The 14,954-nt window shown below is 69.1% G+C and carries 12 protein-coding genes; 6 read left to right on the top strand and 6 right to left on the bottom strand.

The features are described 5' to 3' along the window. Nucleotides 1–74: 74 nt before the first annotated feature. On the bottom strand, nucleotides 75–425 hold the full coding sequence (locus ABEA10_RS29085) for a hypothetical protein (RefSeq protein ID WP_345469281.1): 351 nt from the start codon (nucleotides 423–425) through the stop codon (nucleotides 75–77). A gap of 179 nt (nucleotides 426–604) precedes the next feature. On the opposite strand from ABEA10_RS29085, the gene ABEA10_RS29080 reads away from it, so the two are divergent. After that, nucleotides 605–1,417 carry a polysaccharide deacetylase family protein gene (locus ABEA10_RS29080; RefSeq protein WP_345469279.1) on the top strand — a complete coding sequence of 271 codons (813 nt, stop codon included), beginning with the start codon at nucleotides 605–607 and terminating at the stop codon, nucleotides 1,415–1,417. Nucleotides 1,418–1,430: 13 nt separating this feature from the next. Here ABEA10_RS29080 and ABEA10_RS29075 read toward each other — a convergent pair whose 3' ends face one another. Beyond that, nucleotides 1,431–5,099: an RHS repeat-associated core domain-containing protein gene (locus ABEA10_RS29075; protein ID WP_345469277.1), complete on the bottom strand. Its 3,669-nt coding sequence runs from the start codon at nucleotides 5,097–5,099 to the stop codon at nucleotides 1,431–1,433. Nucleotides 5,100–5,886: 787 nt separating this feature from the next. Beyond that, a complete protein-coding gene (locus ABEA10_RS29070; protein ID WP_345469275.1) occupies nucleotides 5,887–6,396 on the bottom strand; it encodes a DinB family protein in 510 nt (169 codons plus the stop codon). Nucleotides 6,397–6,492: 96 nt separating this feature from the next. Between ABEA10_RS29070 and ABEA10_RS29065 the strand changes: the two genes are divergently transcribed. Further along, nucleotides 6,493–7,014 (top strand): DUF1707 and DUF4870 domain-containing protein, encoded by a 522-nt coding sequence (locus tag ABEA10_RS29065; RefSeq protein ID WP_329240929.1) that lies wholly within the window; start codon nucleotides 6,493–6,495, stop codon nucleotides 7,012–7,014. Here the strand turns inward: ABEA10_RS29065 and ABEA10_RS29060 are convergent. Beyond that, complete coding sequence (locus ABEA10_RS29060; protein WP_345469272.1) at nucleotides 6,984–7,574, bottom strand: pyridoxamine 5'-phosphate oxidase family protein; 591 nt, start codon at nucleotides 7,572–7,574, stop codon at nucleotides 6,984–6,986. The genes ABEA10_RS29065 and ABEA10_RS29060 overlap by 31 nt on opposite strands. A 105-nt stretch (nucleotides 7,575–7,679) precedes the next feature. Between ABEA10_RS29060 and ABEA10_RS29055 the strand changes: the two genes are divergently transcribed. From ABEA10_RS29055 to ABEA10_RS29040, 4 genes are all read left to right on the top strand, one after another. After that, nucleotides 7,680–9,044, top strand: coding sequence for an FAD-binding oxidoreductase (locus tag ABEA10_RS29055; protein WP_345469270.1), 1,365 nt, complete (start codon nucleotides 7,680–7,682; stop codon nucleotides 9,042–9,044). A gap of 2 nt (nucleotides 9,045–9,046) precedes the next feature. Beyond that, nucleotides 9,047–10,330: a class I SAM-dependent methyltransferase gene (locus ABEA10_RS29050; RefSeq protein WP_345469268.1), complete on the top strand. Its 1,284-nt coding sequence runs from the start codon at nucleotides 9,047–9,049 to the stop codon at nucleotides 10,328–10,330. Between the two features lie 70 nt (nucleotides 10,331–10,400). Next, nucleotides 10,401–11,267, top strand: a complete 867-nt coding sequence (locus ABEA10_RS29045; RefSeq protein ID WP_345469266.1) for an alpha/beta fold hydrolase — start codon at nucleotides 10,401–10,403, stop codon at nucleotides 11,265–11,267. A gap of 93 nt (nucleotides 11,268–11,360) precedes the next feature. Next, nucleotides 11,361–12,614 carry a cytochrome P450 gene (locus tag ABEA10_RS29040; RefSeq protein ID WP_345469264.1) on the top strand — a complete coding sequence of 418 codons (1,254 nt, stop codon included), beginning with the start codon at nucleotides 11,361–11,363 and terminating at the stop codon, nucleotides 12,612–12,614. Nucleotides 12,615–12,633: 19 nt separating this feature from the next. Here ABEA10_RS29040 and ABEA10_RS29035 read toward each other — a convergent pair whose 3' ends face one another. Both ABEA10_RS29035 and ABEA10_RS29030 read right to left on the bottom strand, forming a co-directional pair. Further along, nucleotides 12,634–13,362, bottom strand: coding sequence for a hypothetical protein (locus tag ABEA10_RS29035; protein ID WP_345469262.1), 729 nt, complete (start codon nucleotides 13,360–13,362; stop codon nucleotides 12,634–12,636). A 19-nt stretch (nucleotides 13,363–13,381) separates the two neighbouring features. Further along, nucleotides 13,382–14,923: a long-chain-fatty-acid--CoA ligase gene (locus ABEA10_RS29030; protein WP_345469261.1), complete on the bottom strand. Its 1,542-nt coding sequence runs from the start codon at nucleotides 14,921–14,923 to the stop codon at nucleotides 13,382–13,384. Nucleotides 14,924–14,954: the final 31 nt, after the last annotated feature.

Below are 14,954 nucleotides of genomic sequence, written 5' to 3'. Positions count from 1 at the left end.
ACGACGACAGACGCTACCGCTGCCGCGGACCCCGGACGCCCATTACCGCCGCACGTCCCCGTTGCGTCTCACCGTCACAGTGACGCGCCGCCCTGGCGACGGCGGCGTTCGTTGAAGTCGCGCATCCGCTGCGGATAGCCGGTGATCTGCACGTCGTAGACCGGCAGGCGCAGATCGCGGGCGACCTTCTGGATCACGCTCGGCGAGCCCACGCGGCGGCGGGTCCATTCGCCGTCGGCCGCGATCGCCATCGCCGTCGTGTCGGTCGCGAACGTCTCCGGCTCGACGTAGAACTCCACCCCCGTACGGCTGCGGGCGAAGGCGATCAGCGACTCGATGTCCGCGTCGGTCGCCTCACGGTCGAGGGTGGTCACCCTGTCAGCACCTCGCCGGCGGCGAATCCCGAAGCGATCGCCCCACTTCATCGAGGCCCTCCTCAAAAGCCATTGCCCCCGTACCCGTCATCGGTCACGTCTTCAACGTCGCTGCCGCCTTCGCGGTTCCCGGCGACATAAATCATGAGACCGGCACAACTCGACACTTATCAGCGTTCTGCACCGCTAGCCTGTGCGTTGTCGTGACAAAGGCAAATACGGGGGCCTTGATGCGGTTCGCCATTCCCGCAGGCCGTGCGCGGGTCGTCGCCGGCATGGTCGCCGGGGTGCTCTTCCTCGGTTGGCTCAGCGGCCTCGGTCCCGCCCGCGCGAACGAGACGCGGGTCCCCGCCGCGGCGAGCGGTCCTCCGCCGGGCGCGCGCCGTCCCGCCGTACGGCGCCGGCGGCCCGCGCCGAGCCGGCCGCCCGTCGACTGCCGCAAGGTGAAGTGCGTCGCCCTCACGTTCGACGACGGGCCGGGCCCGTACACCGCCCGGCTGCTGCGCATGCTCGCCGCCCGTCACGCCAAGGCCACGTTCTTCCTCATCGGCGGGAACATCCACGGCCGGGAGGCGGTCGTACGCCAGGAACTGGCCGAGGGCCACGCCATCGGCGACCACACGTGGAGCCACCCCGACCTCGACCACCTCTCGGAGAAGCAGATCCGCGAGCAGCTCATCCGGACGCTCACCGCGATCACCCGGGTGACCGGCCGGCCGGTCCACCTGATGCGCCCGCCGTACGGGGCGACCGACCGGCACGTCGGCAAGGTCGCCCGGCGCCTCGGGCTGGCGCAGGTCATCTGGAACGTCGACACCGACGACTGGCTCGACCGGAACTCGGCGATCGTCGCCCACCGCGCCATCACGCGAGCGCACCGGGGGGACATCATCCTCATGCACGACATCCACCCGACGACCGTGCGCGCCGTGCCGAAGATCCTCCGCGGCCTCGCCAAGCGCGGATTCACGTTCGTCACCGTGCCCGAACTCCTCGCGGCGCACCCGCTCAAGCCGGGCCGGGTCTACTTCCACGGAGGCTGACGAGCCGACGTGGTCAGATCCCAGGGTGAATCCTCTTGATCGCCACCTGGATGCCGTTGCGTTCGAACGCGTCGGTTCCGACGTCGATGAACTGCTGGGCGAGACCTCGCGGCGGCAAGAAATGTCCGGTCTCATTTGTGAGTTCGTGAACGGTTAGGATTGGTTCTCCGGTCATAAGATGGTAACCCGGCCCGATCTCGGCCATTCCAGCGCCTCGCACCGGCCCTCCGCCGGTCATCACCGCATGGCTTGTGCTTGGGCCGGGAAACGTGAGTTTCAGCACTCCGTGTTCGTCGACCGCCCACCTGTAGTGCCGGGTCTGCCCGCGAGGAATACTTTCCAGTATATGGCGAAACACGTAGGTGCCTTCCGTCATCACGGGTACATTATCCGCCATCTCCTCGGCAAGCTTCTCGGGCACTCGATTTCGTTGCATTTTTATCAGGTAGGGACTGAGGCCCAGAGGGTCGGCCCATCGGGTGGGATTGTGGACATAAGCGTAGGGGTTGGCGTGGGAGATTAGGCCGAGTGGGTCAGGACTCTGGTAGCGGGCGGTTACGGGATCGTAGTAGCGATGAACGTTGTAGTTCAGTCCGGTTTCCGGGTCGTGATACTGGCCTGGAAAACGCAACGGGCAATAGGCGTTGTTTTTCTCGGCCGGAATGTGGTTTCCCCACAGCGTGGCGCGAAAACGCCAGACGACCTCGCCGTCCGCGTCCACCATCTCCACGGGAGCGCCTGCGGAGTCGGTGGCGATCGCGTAGACCCGTTGATCGATCCACCGGTGTGGCGCGTCCAGCGTGGACGTCCGTACGGTCTGGACGATGGCCTCGATTCCGCCAGGCCGGTAGTCCCAGGTGGTGGAGACGAGGCCGGCCTCGTCGCGGTCGATCTGCTCGGAGAGGGAGAACCCGTCCCAGGTGAAGTCGACACGCCCGGCGACCGTGCCATCCGGGCGAAGGCATTCTTTCGCGGTACGCCGTCCGAACGGGTCGTAGGAGTAGCGCCACCGCCGGCCGTCCGGTGTCGCCACGGAGGTCAGGCGGTCATCCGCGTTCCAGGTGAACCGCCACTCGCGTGACTCTCCGGAAGGGGTCCGGTACCGCCGCGCCACCACACGGCCTCGGGAATCGTGTTCGTAGCGCATGCCACCGGCCCGGCGGACCAGCATCCGCGCGTATTCGCGTCCGCCGTCGGCTTGCATGTCCTGAGGCCGGGTGGGCCACGTGGCCTCGGTGAGATTGCCGGCCGGGTCATAGCGGTACCGCTCGATCCAGTCGTGTCCGTCGACCTCGGTGACGCGGCCGATCGCGTCCAACGTGAAATTCCTGGGTCCGGACTGACGATCCGCGACGGCGATGAGTTCTCCGTTGGGGCGGTAGTCATAGGTCCGGTGCTGGATCGGCTGCTCTGGGTCGGCGATCGGCGTCGATGACACTTTCCGGAGTGTTTGCGCCGTGACCCGATGGTCGGCGTCCCAGCGCTGGAGAAAGGCGACGCCGGAGTAGGCGCCGGTGCTCATGCCGCGTTCGATCTCCCGGCCGGCGGGGTCATAGGCGAAGCGGATGTTCCGGTCCGCGGTCACCAGCTCGACCGGACGCCCGCCCGAGTCGTATTCCCAGGCGGTTTCGGCGCTCACCGGGGTGCGCCGGCCGACGCGCCGCCCCGCCGCGTCGTAGATGGAGGCGAGCGTGCGGCCGTTCACGGTCTCCGCGATCACCCGGCCGAGGGCATCGCGGGTGAGGTGCACGTCGGCCGCGTCGTTCGCCGCGCGGACCAGGCGTCCGGCCAAGTCGTAGGCGAACACGGTGACACCGTCGCCGGTGTGTTTCTCGACCACGCCGCCGAGCGTGTTCCGGATGAGGCGCGTCGTGTTCCCCGCGTCGTCCGTGCGCGAGGACACCTGTCCCGCGGCGTCATAGTCGTAGGTCACCTGCCGGCCGTCGAAATCGACCTCGTTGACCAGACGGCCGGCCGCGTCGTACGTATATCGCCACACCAGGCCCTGCGGGTTCCGTACGCTCGTCAGCCGTAGCTGTGTGTCGTACTCGAAGTCCAGCCGGGTGCCGTCGGCGGCGATTCGGGCGGCGGGCAGGTCGAAGTGGGTGTATTCGGTCCGGGTGATCCGCCCGACCGCGTCGACGTGCTCGGTCGGATTGCCCTCGGCGTCGTATCGCCACCGTTCCGTCGCTCCGCTGGGCAGAGTCCGCCAGGCCAGGTTGCCCTCGGTGGTCCAGCCGAATCGGGTGATGCCGCCGACCGCGTCGGTGACCGCCGTGACCCGTCCCAGCGCGTCGCGCTCGCAATGAATGACGTTGCCGAGCGGGTCGGTCACCTCGATCGGCAGGCCGACGGAGTTCGGGCGGACACGTGTCGTGTTGCCGAGCGGGTCGGTGACCGCGGCGAGATGCCCGTGCCCGTCGTAGGAGAACCGGGTCGTGCCCTCCAGGGGATCCGTCACCGTGAGCAGGTTGCCCCGCTCGTCGAAGCGCTGCCGCCAGACCGCCCCGTCGGGCGCCGTGACCTGGATCGGCAGGCCGAGTTCATTGCGAGCGATCGTGGTCACCGAACCGCCGGGCAACGCGACCGTGGTCAGGCCGCCCGCTTCGTCGTAGCCGTAGCGAGCGATACGACCGAGCTGGTCGGTTCTGCTCAGCAGCCGGTCGAAGCGGTCCCACTCCGATCGCGTCAGATGGCCCATCGAGTCGACCTGGGCGACCATCTGGCCCAGCTCGTTGAAATGGTACGTGGTGGAATTTCCCAGCGAGTCAGTGGCGACGGTGATCTGATCCGCATAGGAAAGGCTCACGCCGAGGGCGCCACCCGACCCGGTACCGCTGACGCAACGGCCCGAGTCGTCGTATGTGTAGCGATACCACTCATCGTTCCGGTCGATCCACTCGGTGAGCCGCCCTTCTTCGTCGTACCGGAACCGCAGCGCCTTTCCTGAAGAATTGATGACCTCGGTCAGATTTCCGGTGCCGTCGTAACCGTAGCGAATCAAAACCTGGTCATCCGCGTCGCCATCGGCCGGACCGCTGAGCAGTCGCAGTGCGACGACTCGGTTTCCTTCGATGTCGACACCGACCCGATAACCACCTCGGTGGTATACCTCGCTGAGTGTTCCCTCTTCGGTACGGAGGAAATCTATCCGGTTCGCGTTGCGATCCGAAATCGTCGTCAGGCGCCACAGCCGCCCATCGCGTTCGGCCGGCATCGGACTGTGGAAATGCAGGGTCCGGCCGAGCGCTGGATCCGTTATCGCATACCCCTCGCCGGTACGGGTCAGCGGCCAGCGCGGTCCCTCGTACGGCAGGACCGCCATCCCGGTGGAGGCCGGTGGCGGATACACCAGGACCATGCCATCGTCAGAGGCGAAACACACTCCGCGCTCATCGATCTCCAGGCGCTGATCCAGCGTGGACGCCCAGGAGATTCCGAAAAGACCTCCCTGCCGATATGACGAGACGTGCGTGCGCTCCAGCACCAATGGCAGTACCCCGGCCAGTGCGACGTCGGTCTGGTGCATCAGCACCTCACCGCTGGCCACGTCGACCGGATCGCCCGTCACACGGCGAAGTGCGCGCGGCACCGATCGGGCGCGGATCTTTCCGGACCAGCGGCGGAGCGGCACTTTGAGCCTGTCGGCCGCCTTTACCGTGGCGTCCGCGACCGAGCGCATGCCCGAAGCCACGGCGGGGCGGCGGAGCAACGATGCTACGACCGCGAAAAGTCCGGCTGCGTCAGCCACAGAACCTCACATTCATCAGGCGGCATAACTGTCCCGAAAGGTCGGTTCATCTGCTCCGTCCGTGGCGAACGAAGGCGGCACGGCGGGGCGCCGAGGCGCTGTCCCCGCGTCGAGTCGGCCATCGATTACGTGCATCGATGCGCTTTTGGGCTCTGGAGGTAAAGGATGTGTGTCACCATGCCTCGACGGCGCCGGGGACGAAATCGTTGAGCGTGAGTCGTACCGAGCGGTCACGTGTGGGTTGCGCTCGTCCAGGATCGTTCTTCGGCGACGTGCTCACTGTCAGATCTCTTTGGCGGTGGGTTTACCAGTATTGGTCTAGGCAACATAGCGAGTGTTGGTGTGGCCCACAACTGTCAGGCTGGGTGCGTGCCCATGCCTCACCACGGCACCGGCGCCGATCTCACCCGGCTCGAAGGACGCGCAACCTGGCTGGTCAGTCGGGCGCACACACGCTCCTCGCGGCTGCTCAGCGCCGGTCTGGAGGCCCATGGCGGCGGACTGCGCGGTTACCACTACCGACTCCTCGCCGCGCTGGAGGAGTGGGGCCCGCGAGTCAGAGTTCCTGGCGCCTCTGACGGCCGCCCAGCGGCGTCAGTTCATCACCCTGGTGTCGCGACTTGCCGACGCACGGCGCTGATCCGACAAAGGGCGTAGCTCGTTCTCGGCGAGTGTTCGAACCGGCTTTCGTGGTCGTGGTGTCATTGCCGGGCCGGCGTCACGCGCCCACGGTGCCGTCGATCGCCTCGCGGACGAGGTCGGCGTGGCCGTTGTGCCGCGCGTACTCGTGGATCAGGTGCAGCATGACGAAGCGCAGCGAGACGTCCTCGTCCCAGCGGGGCTGGTGGACGACCAGGTCCAGCGACGGGGCCGCGCGCTCGATGCGGCGGGCGTGCTCCACCTCGGCCCGCCAGGCCGCGAAGGCCTCCTCGCGGGTGCAGCCGGACGGGTCATAGGCGGTCTGGTAGTCGTCGGCGTGCGACCAGACGTTGGGCAGGTCGTGCTCGCCGTTCACGGTCTTGCGGAACCAGGTGCGCTCCACCTCGGCCATGTGGCGGACCAGCCCGAGCAGCGAGAGCGCCGAGGGCTTCGACGCCCGCGCGCGCAGCCCGTCGTCGTCCAGGCCGTCGCACTTCCAGGCGAGGGTGGCCCGGTGGTAGTCGAGGTGGGCGCGCAGCATCGTGCGCTCGTCGGCGATCAGCGGCACGTCGGGACGTTCGGTGGTCACCGGCGCCAGCCTAAGGGGAGCTGGGGGTGGCCTCAGGGGCGAGTCGGGGGAATCCCCGATGGTCTTCCCGCCGCGGGTGCGCGCAGGATCGGGGACATGACCACTCCCGTGCACCCCGGAGCGCTGCGCGTCTCCCACGCCGAACGCGATCCGGTCGTCGAACGGCTCCAGCAGGCGTACGCCGAGGGGCGGCTCGACAACGCCGAGCTGGACCTGCGGCTACATCTCGCCATGACGGCCAAGACCCGAGACGACCTCGCCGCGGTGCTGTCGGACCTGGCGCCGCCGCCCGCGCCGGTGCCGGCGCCGGACGACCTGGCCGACCCGACCGCGGAGCAGCGCCTGCTCGCCGCGCTCGCCCACGTGCTGGGCACCGTGACGCTGTTCGTCGGCCCGCTGGTGATGATGTGCACGCGAGCCCGGCGCTCGCCGTACGTGCGGCACCACATCGCCGCGGCGCTGAACTTCCAGCTCACCCTCCTGGCGGTCACCGTGGTGACGCTGGGCATCGGTGCGGTCGCCTACGCCGTCGCCTGGGCGGTCGGCCTGGTCGCGGCGTTCCTGGCGCTCGCCGGCACGCCGTTCCGCTACCCGTTCACGCTCCGCATCGTGCGCTGACCGGGGTCCGGGTGGTCGGGTTCGAGCGCGGGCAGCCCGTCGATGCTCTCGGCGTTGCGCCGCACGCGGAGCGGCCACTGCTCGGCCGGGCGGCGCCGGTGCTGGTCGTCGAGGAGGGGCCGTTCGCCGACGAGCTCCATGAACGGCACGGAGTATCCGCAGGAGTCGGCCACGCGCTCGACGTCGATGACCACGATCGCCCGGGTGCCCGCGTGACCGTCGCCGAAGCGGCCGATGAGGGCGTCCCACCCGTCGGCGTCCGGCCGGACCACGCGCCCCGTGCCGTACAGCCGCAGGATCTTCGGCTGCCGGGCGAACGAGCAGAACATCACGGTGACGCGCCCGTCGTCGCGCAGGTGGGCGATGGTCTCCGCGCCGCTGCCATACAGGTCGAGGTAGGCCACGGTCCGCTCGTCGATCACCGCGAAGGTGTCCTGGTAGCCCTTTGGAGAGACGTTGACGTGGCCGCCGTCGCGAGGCGCGGTCGCGACGAAGAACATCGGCTGAGCTTCGATGAAGTCTCGTAGTCGTTGGTCGATGGCGTCGTAGAGCTTTGCCACTGCCACACCCCCATGCGTGCCGATGATCCGGACATTACACGCGAACCGGGGACATCACACGCGGCCGGTCTTCGACCGCGGCGCGCGGGATGAGACGATCGTCCGGTGAATGGTCACCGTGCGGCAACCGAAAAACTCCTGGGGTCCTACCGGTCGATTCCCGAAGGAACCCCGGTACGCCTGGCGAAACGCACCTCCAACCTGTTCCGCTTCCGCGACGACGCGGGCGCGCCAGGGCTCGACGTCAGCGGGTTCAACCGGGTGCTGAGCGTTGACCCGGAGCGCCGCACCGCCGACGTCCAGGGCATGACGACGTACGAGGACCTGGTCGACGCGACGCTGCCGTACGGGCTCATGCCGCTCGTCGTCCCGCAGTTGAAGACCATCACCCTGGGCGGCGCGGTCACCGGGCTCGGCATCGAGTCCTCCTCGTACCACCACGGCCTGCCGCACGAGTCGGTCCTGGAGATGGAGGTCATCACCGGCGCGGGGGAGATCGTCACCGCGACGCGCGACAACGAGCACCGCGACCTGTTCTACGGCTTCCCCAACTCCTACGGCACGCTCGGCTACACCCTGCGCCTGACGATCCGGCTCCAGCCGGTGAAGCCGTTCGTCGAGCTGTGGCACGTGCGGTTCGGCTCGGCGCGGGAGCTGACGGACGCCATCGACAAGCTGGCGCCGGACTACGACTTCGTCGACGGCGTCGTCTTCGGCGGCGACGAGCTCTACCTGACGCTGGGCCGGTTCGCCGACACGGCGCGCCACGTCTCCGACTACACGGGGCAGAAGATCTACTACCGGTCGATCCAGGACCGCAGCATCACGCCCCGCTGGCTGAACGCCACCACCGCGCCCACCGACGTGCTCACCACCCACGGCTACCTGTGGCGCTGGGACACCGACTGGTTCTGGTGCTCGCGGGCGCTGGGCGTGCAGAACCCGCTCGTGCGCCGCGCCTGGCCCGCCGCCAAGAAGCGCTCCGACGTCTACCGCCGCATCGTCGCCCTCGACAAGCGCACACAGATGTCGGCCCGGGTGGACCGCTGGCTCGGCCGGCCTCCGCGCGAGGACGTCATCCAGGACGTCGAGGTGCCGGCCGAGCGGCTCCCGGAGTTCCTGGACTTCTTCGGCCGGGAGATCCGCATGAGCCCGGTGTGGCTCTGCCCGCTGCGGGCACAGGAGTCATGGCCGCTGTATCCGCTCGAACCGGGACGAACGTACGTGAACGCTGGCTTCTGGGGCACGGTGCCGATCCCGCCCGGCCGCCTGCCCGAGCACCACAACCGCCTGATCGAGCGCGAGGTCGCCCGTCTCGAGGGGCACAAGTCGCTGTACTCCACCGCGTACTACACGCGGGATGACTTCTGGCGCCACTACGACGGGGACACCTACCGACGGCTGAAGGAGACTTACGACCCCGGCGGGCGGTTGCTCGACCTTTACGACAAAACGGTACGAGGCAGGTGAACATGAGGCTCGCGGAGGTATTCGAGCGCGTCGTGGGCCGCGACGCGCAGGTACGGTTCCTGGCCTATGACGACAGCAGCGCCGGACCGGCCGACGCCGACGTGACGGTGACCGTCGCGTCGCCGTACGCGGTCTCCTATCTGACCCACGCCCCCGGCGCGATCGGGCTGGCACGCGCGTACGTCTCCGGCTACCTGGACGTCGACGGCGACATGTACACGGCGCTGTCCCGGATGCAGTCGGCGATGGGCGATATGACCTGGGCGGACAAGCGCACACTGCTGCGCGGCATCCTCGGCGACCCGCTGCTGCGCGCCGCCGCCCTGAAGCGCCTGGAGCCGCCGCCGCAGGAGGTGCGCGTCGAGCGGCTGCCGTTCCTCGCGGGGCTGCGGCACTCCAAGCGCCGCGACGCGAAGGCCATCTCCCACCACTACGACGTGTCCAACACCTTCTACGAATGGGTGCTCGGACCCTCGATGGCCTACACCTGCGCCTGCTTCCCGGCCGAGGACGCGACGCTCGAACAGGCGCAGTTCCACAAGTTCGACCTGGTCGCCCGCAAGCTGGACCTCAAGAAGGGCATGCGCCTGCTCGACGTCGGCTGCGGCTGGGGCGGCATGGTCATGCACGCCGCACGCGAGTACGGCGTCAAGGGGCTCGGCGTCACGCTGTCCAAGCAGCAGGCCGAATGGGCGCAGAAGGCGATCGCCGAGGCCGGGCTGTCCGAGCTCGCCGAGGTCCGCCACCTGGACTACCGCGACGTGACCGAGACCGGCTTCGACGCGGTCAGCTCGATCGGCCTCACCGAGCACATCGGCAAGGACAACCTGGAGTCCTACTTCTCCTTCCTGTACGGCAAGCTCGAGCCCGGCGGCCGGCTGCTGAACCACTGCATCACCCGGCCCGACGACACGGGCCCGGCGATGAAGAAGGACGGCTTCATCAACCGGTACGTCTTCCCCGACGGAGAGCTGGAGGGCCCGGGCCACCTGGTCTCGCGGATGCACGACGCCGGCTTCGAGGTACGCCACGAGGAGAACCTCCGCGAGCACTACGCCAAGACCCTCACCGGCTGGTGCCGCAACCTCGACGACCACTGGGACGAGGCGGTCGCCGAGGTCGGCGAGGGCACGGCACGGGTCTGGCGGCTCTACATGGCCGGTTCGCGGCTCGGGTTCGACCTGAACTGGATCCAGCTCCACCAGGTGCTCGGCGTGAAGCTCCACGAGGACGGGCGCTCGGGCATGCCGCTGCGCCCCTCCTTCGAGCCGCCCTTCCCCCGCTGATCCGCACGGCCGCCGGCCCACGGGCCGGCGGCCGTGGACAGCGTCTCGCGCCCCGCCTAACGTCGCGGTCATGACGGTGATCCAGACGATCGAGGCCAACGGCCTGACGTTCGGGTACCTCGAGGCCGGCCACGGCCCGCTCGCCCTGTGCCTGCACGGCTTCCCCGACTCCGCCCACACCTGGCGCCACCTGCTGCCCGCGCTCGCGGACGCGGGGTACCACGCGGTGGCGCCGTTCCAGCGCGGCTACGCCCCGACGAGCGTCCCGGCGGACGGCGCGTACCAGACCGGAGCGCTCGCCGCCGACGCGAACGCCCTGCACGCGGCGCTCGGCGGGGGTGCGGACGCCGTGCTCATCGGCCACGACTGGGGCGCGGCCGCGACGTACGCGGCGGCCGCGCACGCGCCCGGGCGCTGGCGCCGCGCCGTCGCCATGGCGGTGCCGCCGATCTCCGCCCTCGCCTCGGGGTTCTTCGACTACGACCAGCTCCGGCGCTCGTTCTACATGTTCCTGGTGCAGACGCCGCTGGGCGCGCCCGCCGTCGCGGCGAACGACATGGCGTTCCTCGACCGGCTCTGGGCCGACTGGTCGCCCGGCTACGACGCCGCCGAGGACCTGGCGCACGCCAAGGCGTGCCTGCGCGAGCCCGCCAACCTCTCCGCCGCGATGGGCTACTACGCGGCGATGTTCGACGCGTCCCGGCACAAGCCCGCCTACGCCGCCGAGCAGGAGTCCGCCGGCGCCCGCGGCGAACGGCCGACCCTGTACCTGCACGGCCGCGACGACGGCTGTCTCGACGTCTCCCTGGCCGGCGACGTCGCGGCGCACCTCCCGCCGGGCTCGCGTACGGAGATCATCCCCAGGGCGGGCCACTTCCTGCACCTGGAACGGCCCGACGCCGTCAACGCGCTCATCCTGGAGTGGCTGGCCGCATGATCGGCGGATTTGCCCAAGTCACTTGTCCTCGGTCGTTCCGGCTTGGCAGGATGAGACCCGAACGCGATTCTAGTTGGGGGAGTTGACCAGGCCGTGACCACAGGCGCGCTCGAACCGTCGGAGATCGACCTCACCGACTGGGCCTTCTGGGCCCGTCCGCTGAGCGAGCGGCACGAGGCCTTCCGCGCGTTGCGGCAGCTGCCGCACCCGGCGTTCTTCCGCGAGCCGGAGCAGACGATCATGCCGACGGGCCCGGGCTACTACGCGCTCGTGAGGCACGCGGACATCGTGGAGGCCTCCCGGCGCCCGCAGGACTTCTGCTCGGGCAAGGGCGCCATCAACATCACGGACATGCCGCCGGACCTCAACGAGTACTTCGGCTCCATGATCAACATGGACGACCCGCGGCACGCCAAGATCCGCCGGATCGTCTCCCGCGCCTTCTCGCCGCGCATGATCCAGCGCTTCGAGGACCAGGTGCAGGCGGTCGCGGACCAGATCATCGAGGAGATCGTCGCGAAGGGCTCCGGCGACTTCGTCGCCGACGTTGCCGCGCGGCTCCCCCTCAAGATCATCTGCGACATGATGGGGATCCCCGAGAGCGGCTACAAGACCGTCTTCGACAACTCCAACATCATCCTCGGTGGCGGCGACGCCGAGTTCCTGCCCGAGAACGACGAGGAGTACGCCCTCAAGCTGCTCCAGGCCGGCCAGACGCTGAAGGACCTGGTCGAGGACCTCGGCCGGCAGCGGCGCGAGAACCCCTCCGACGACCTCGTGTCCGCGCTCGTCAACGCCAACATCGACGGCGAGTCGCTGACCGACCAGGAGCTCGGCTCCTTCTTCATCCTGCTCGTCGTGGCGGGCAACGAGACGACCCGCAACGCGATCGCGCACGGGCTCAAGCTGTTCACCGTCCACCCGGACCAGCGGGAGCTGCTGCTGGCCGACTTCGAGACGCGCCTGCCCGGCGCGGTCGAGGAGATCGTCCGCTACGCCTCTCCGGTGATCTGGATGCGCCGTACGGCGACGCGCGACACCGAGCTGAACGGGCACGAGTTCAAGGCGGGCGACAAGCTCCTGCTGTACTACTGGTCCGGCAACCGCGACGAGGCGGTGTTCACCGACCCCGAGGTGTTCGACATCACCCGCGACCCGAACCCCCACATCGGCTTCGGCGGGCCCGGCCCGCACTTCTGCCTGGGCGCCCACCTGGCCCGCCGCGAGATCGGCGTGATGTTCCGCGAGCTGTTCCGTCACGTGCCGGGCATCCGCTCGACCGCACCGCCGGACCGCCTGCTGTCGAGCTTCATCAACGGCATCAAGCGCCTGCCGTACGAGCTGTAGGACTCGGCCGGCAGGAGACTCAGCGCACCACGTGGAGGGAGCGCACCACGTGGTTGATGTCGGGCAGCAGGTTCGGCTGGTTGCTCGGGATGGTGATCTCCACGATCGCGGGCATCCGGCGGCCGGTATCGACCGCGACGACGACCTCGGTCTGGCCCTTCTCCACGCGGTCACCGGCCGCCGTGTGGGTCATCCGGAACGCGCTGACCCAGGCGGCCCGGTGGTCGACCGTCATCGCGGCGCCGGCCAGCTCCTGCCGCCGGCCGTCGTCGCTGTACAGCTCGTCGACGAATTCCTTCCCGGTGAGCTCGGCGGCGGCGCGCAGCCGCTGCGAACCGGCGACGGCGAGCTTCGGGTCGAGCGGGCCGACGTAGACGGCGGCGTACCAGAAGTGCTTGGAGTCCTTGCGCCTGCTGTCGACCTCCTCACCGGAGGTGTGGGCCGAGCTCAGCCGGGAGGTGAGCCGCTTCCAGGGCGACCCCAGCAGGGCGTAGGAGATCCCGCTCTGCCGGTCGGTGATCGTCCCGGTCACCGGTGATCCGGAGCCGCGGAAGGTCGGCAGGGGGCCCGCCGGCGTGCCGGTGGGCCGCCAGGACAGCGCGGGCACACCGGTCGGGTCGGCGGTGACCAGCGGGTAGGCCCCGGCGAAGACGTCCGGGCCGCTGTCGGTGTGGCGGTTCAACAGGAAGACGGTCGCCGCCGCCGCCACTAGGACGAACGCGGCAGCGGCGGCAATCAAGGTCTTCACGGGTCGTAAGCGTACGGAATTAGCGAAGCTCGCGCTTGAGGATCTTCCCGGTCGCGGTCATCGGCAGCTCGTCGCGGAACTCCACGACGCGCGGGTACTTGTAGTTCGCGAGGTTCTCTTTGGCCCACGCGACCAGCGCCTCCTCGCTGATCGTGGCGCCGTGCACCGGGATGACGTACGCCTTGACCTCCTCGCCGTGGGTGTCGTGCGGGATTCCGACGACGGCGGCGAGCGAGACGTCGGGATGCGTCATCAGCACCTCTTCGATCTCCCGCGGATACACGTTGAACCCGCCGCGGATGATCATGTCCTTCGAGCGGTCGATGATGTAGTAGTAGCCGTCCTCGTCGCGCCGGGCGATGTCGCCGGTACGGAACCAGCCGTCGTGCAGCACCTCGGCGGTGGCCTCCGGGCGCCGGTGGTACCCCTTCATGACGCAGTGCCCGCGGATGGCGATCTCGCCCGGCCCGTCGCCCACGTCCTTCCAGTCCTCGTCGACGAGCTTCATCTCCACGCCCCAGATCGGCCGTCCGATCGAGCCCGCGCGCGCCGGGCGGTCGGGCCGGTTGAAGGAGGCGACGGGCGAGGTCTCCGACAGGCCGTAGCCCTCGAGAATGTTCACCCCGAAGCGCTCGGCGAACCGGTTCAGGACCTCCAGCGGCAGGGCGGCACCGCCGCTCGACGCCGTCGAGAGGGACGCGGCGATCCGCTCGAGGTCCTCCTGCGTGTGCCCGCCCTCGTGCGTGAGCAGCCCCCAGTACATCGTGGGGACCCCGGCGAAGAACGTGACCTTCTCCGCGAGCATGAGGTCGAGCGCGGCGCCCGCCTCGAAGCGCGGCATCAGCACGATCGTGGCGTGCCGCAGGAAGCCCGTATTAAGGACCACAGACTGGCCGAACGCGTGGAAAAGGGGGAGCGCGGCCAGGAAGACGTCGTCGCCGGTCGTCTCGAACATGCTGTCGCAGACCATCGCGTTGAGCAGCATGTTCTGGTGGGTGAGCTCGGCGCCCTTGGGCCGGCCGGTCGTGCCGCTCGTATAGAGGATCACCGCCGTGTCGTTGGCGTCCGTCCGCGCGGTCTCGAACTCCTGCGGCTGCCCGGCGAGCGCGGCCCAGATCGACTCGCCGTACGGCACCTCGGTCGCCAGGGGAGTGGCGGGCAGCACGAAGAAGTGCTCGCAGCCCGGCACGTCGCCGAACGCCCCCCAGCCCGCCTCGCCCAGCGGCAGCTCCGGCGTGCCCTCGAAGCAGAACAGGGCCTTCGCCTCGGAGTCCTCCAGGTGGTAGGCGATCTCCCGGCGCTTCAGCAGGACGTTGAGCGGCACGACCACGGCGCCGGCCTTGAGGGCCCCGAAGTAGACCATCGGGAAGTACGGCAGGTTGGGGCAGGCGAGCGCGATCTTGTCGCCCGGCCGCACACCGCGGGCGCGCAGGAGGTTCGCCACCTGGTTCGCGATCTGGTTCACGAACGCGTACGACAGGCGCATGTCGCCGAAGACCAGTGCCTCGTGGTCGGGATTGTCGCGTGCGGCGTCGTCCAGAACGACCGAGAGGTTGAGCATCGGCGCCTCCTGCTGCGATATCAATGGGGAG

It is taken from the genome of Actinoallomurus oryzae (assembly GCF_039541955.1).
Classification (GTDB): Bacteria; Actinomycetota; Actinomycetes; order Streptosporangiales; family Streptosporangiaceae; genus Actinoallomurus; species Actinoallomurus oryzae.
The sequence above is the reverse complement of the archived record's forward strand: the minus strand, read 5'-3'. Positions and strand labels throughout refer to the sequence as shown.

Bases quoted from the DNA above. Each gene is read 5' to 3' on its own strand.
- ABEA10_RS29085 (WP_345469281.1), bottom strand. From the start codon at position 425: ATGAAGTGGGGCGATCGCTTCGGGATTCGCCGCCGGCGAGGTGCTGAC.
- ABEA10_RS29080 (WP_345469279.1), top strand. From the start codon at position 605: ATGCGGTTCGCCATTCCCGCAGGCCGTGCGCGGGTCGTCGCCGGCATG.
- ABEA10_RS29075 (WP_345469277.1), bottom strand. From the start codon at position 5,099: ATGCGCTCGGTCGCGGACGCCACGGTAAAGGCGGCCGACAGGCTCAAA.
- ABEA10_RS29065 (WP_329240929.1), top strand. From the start codon at position 6,493: ATGACCACTCCCGTGCACCCCGGAGCGCTGCGCGTCTCCCACGCCGAA.
- ABEA10_RS29050 (WP_345469268.1), top strand. From the start codon at position 9,047: ATGAGGCTCGCGGAGGTATTCGAGCGCGTCGTGGGCCGCGACGCGCAG.
- ABEA10_RS29045 (WP_345469266.1), top strand. From the start codon at position 10,401: ATGACGGTGATCCAGACGATCGAGGCCAACGGCCTGACGTTCGGGTAC.
- ABEA10_RS29030 (WP_345469261.1), bottom strand. From the start codon at position 14,923: ATGCTCAACCTCTCGGTCGTTCTGGACGACGCCGCACGCGACAATCCC.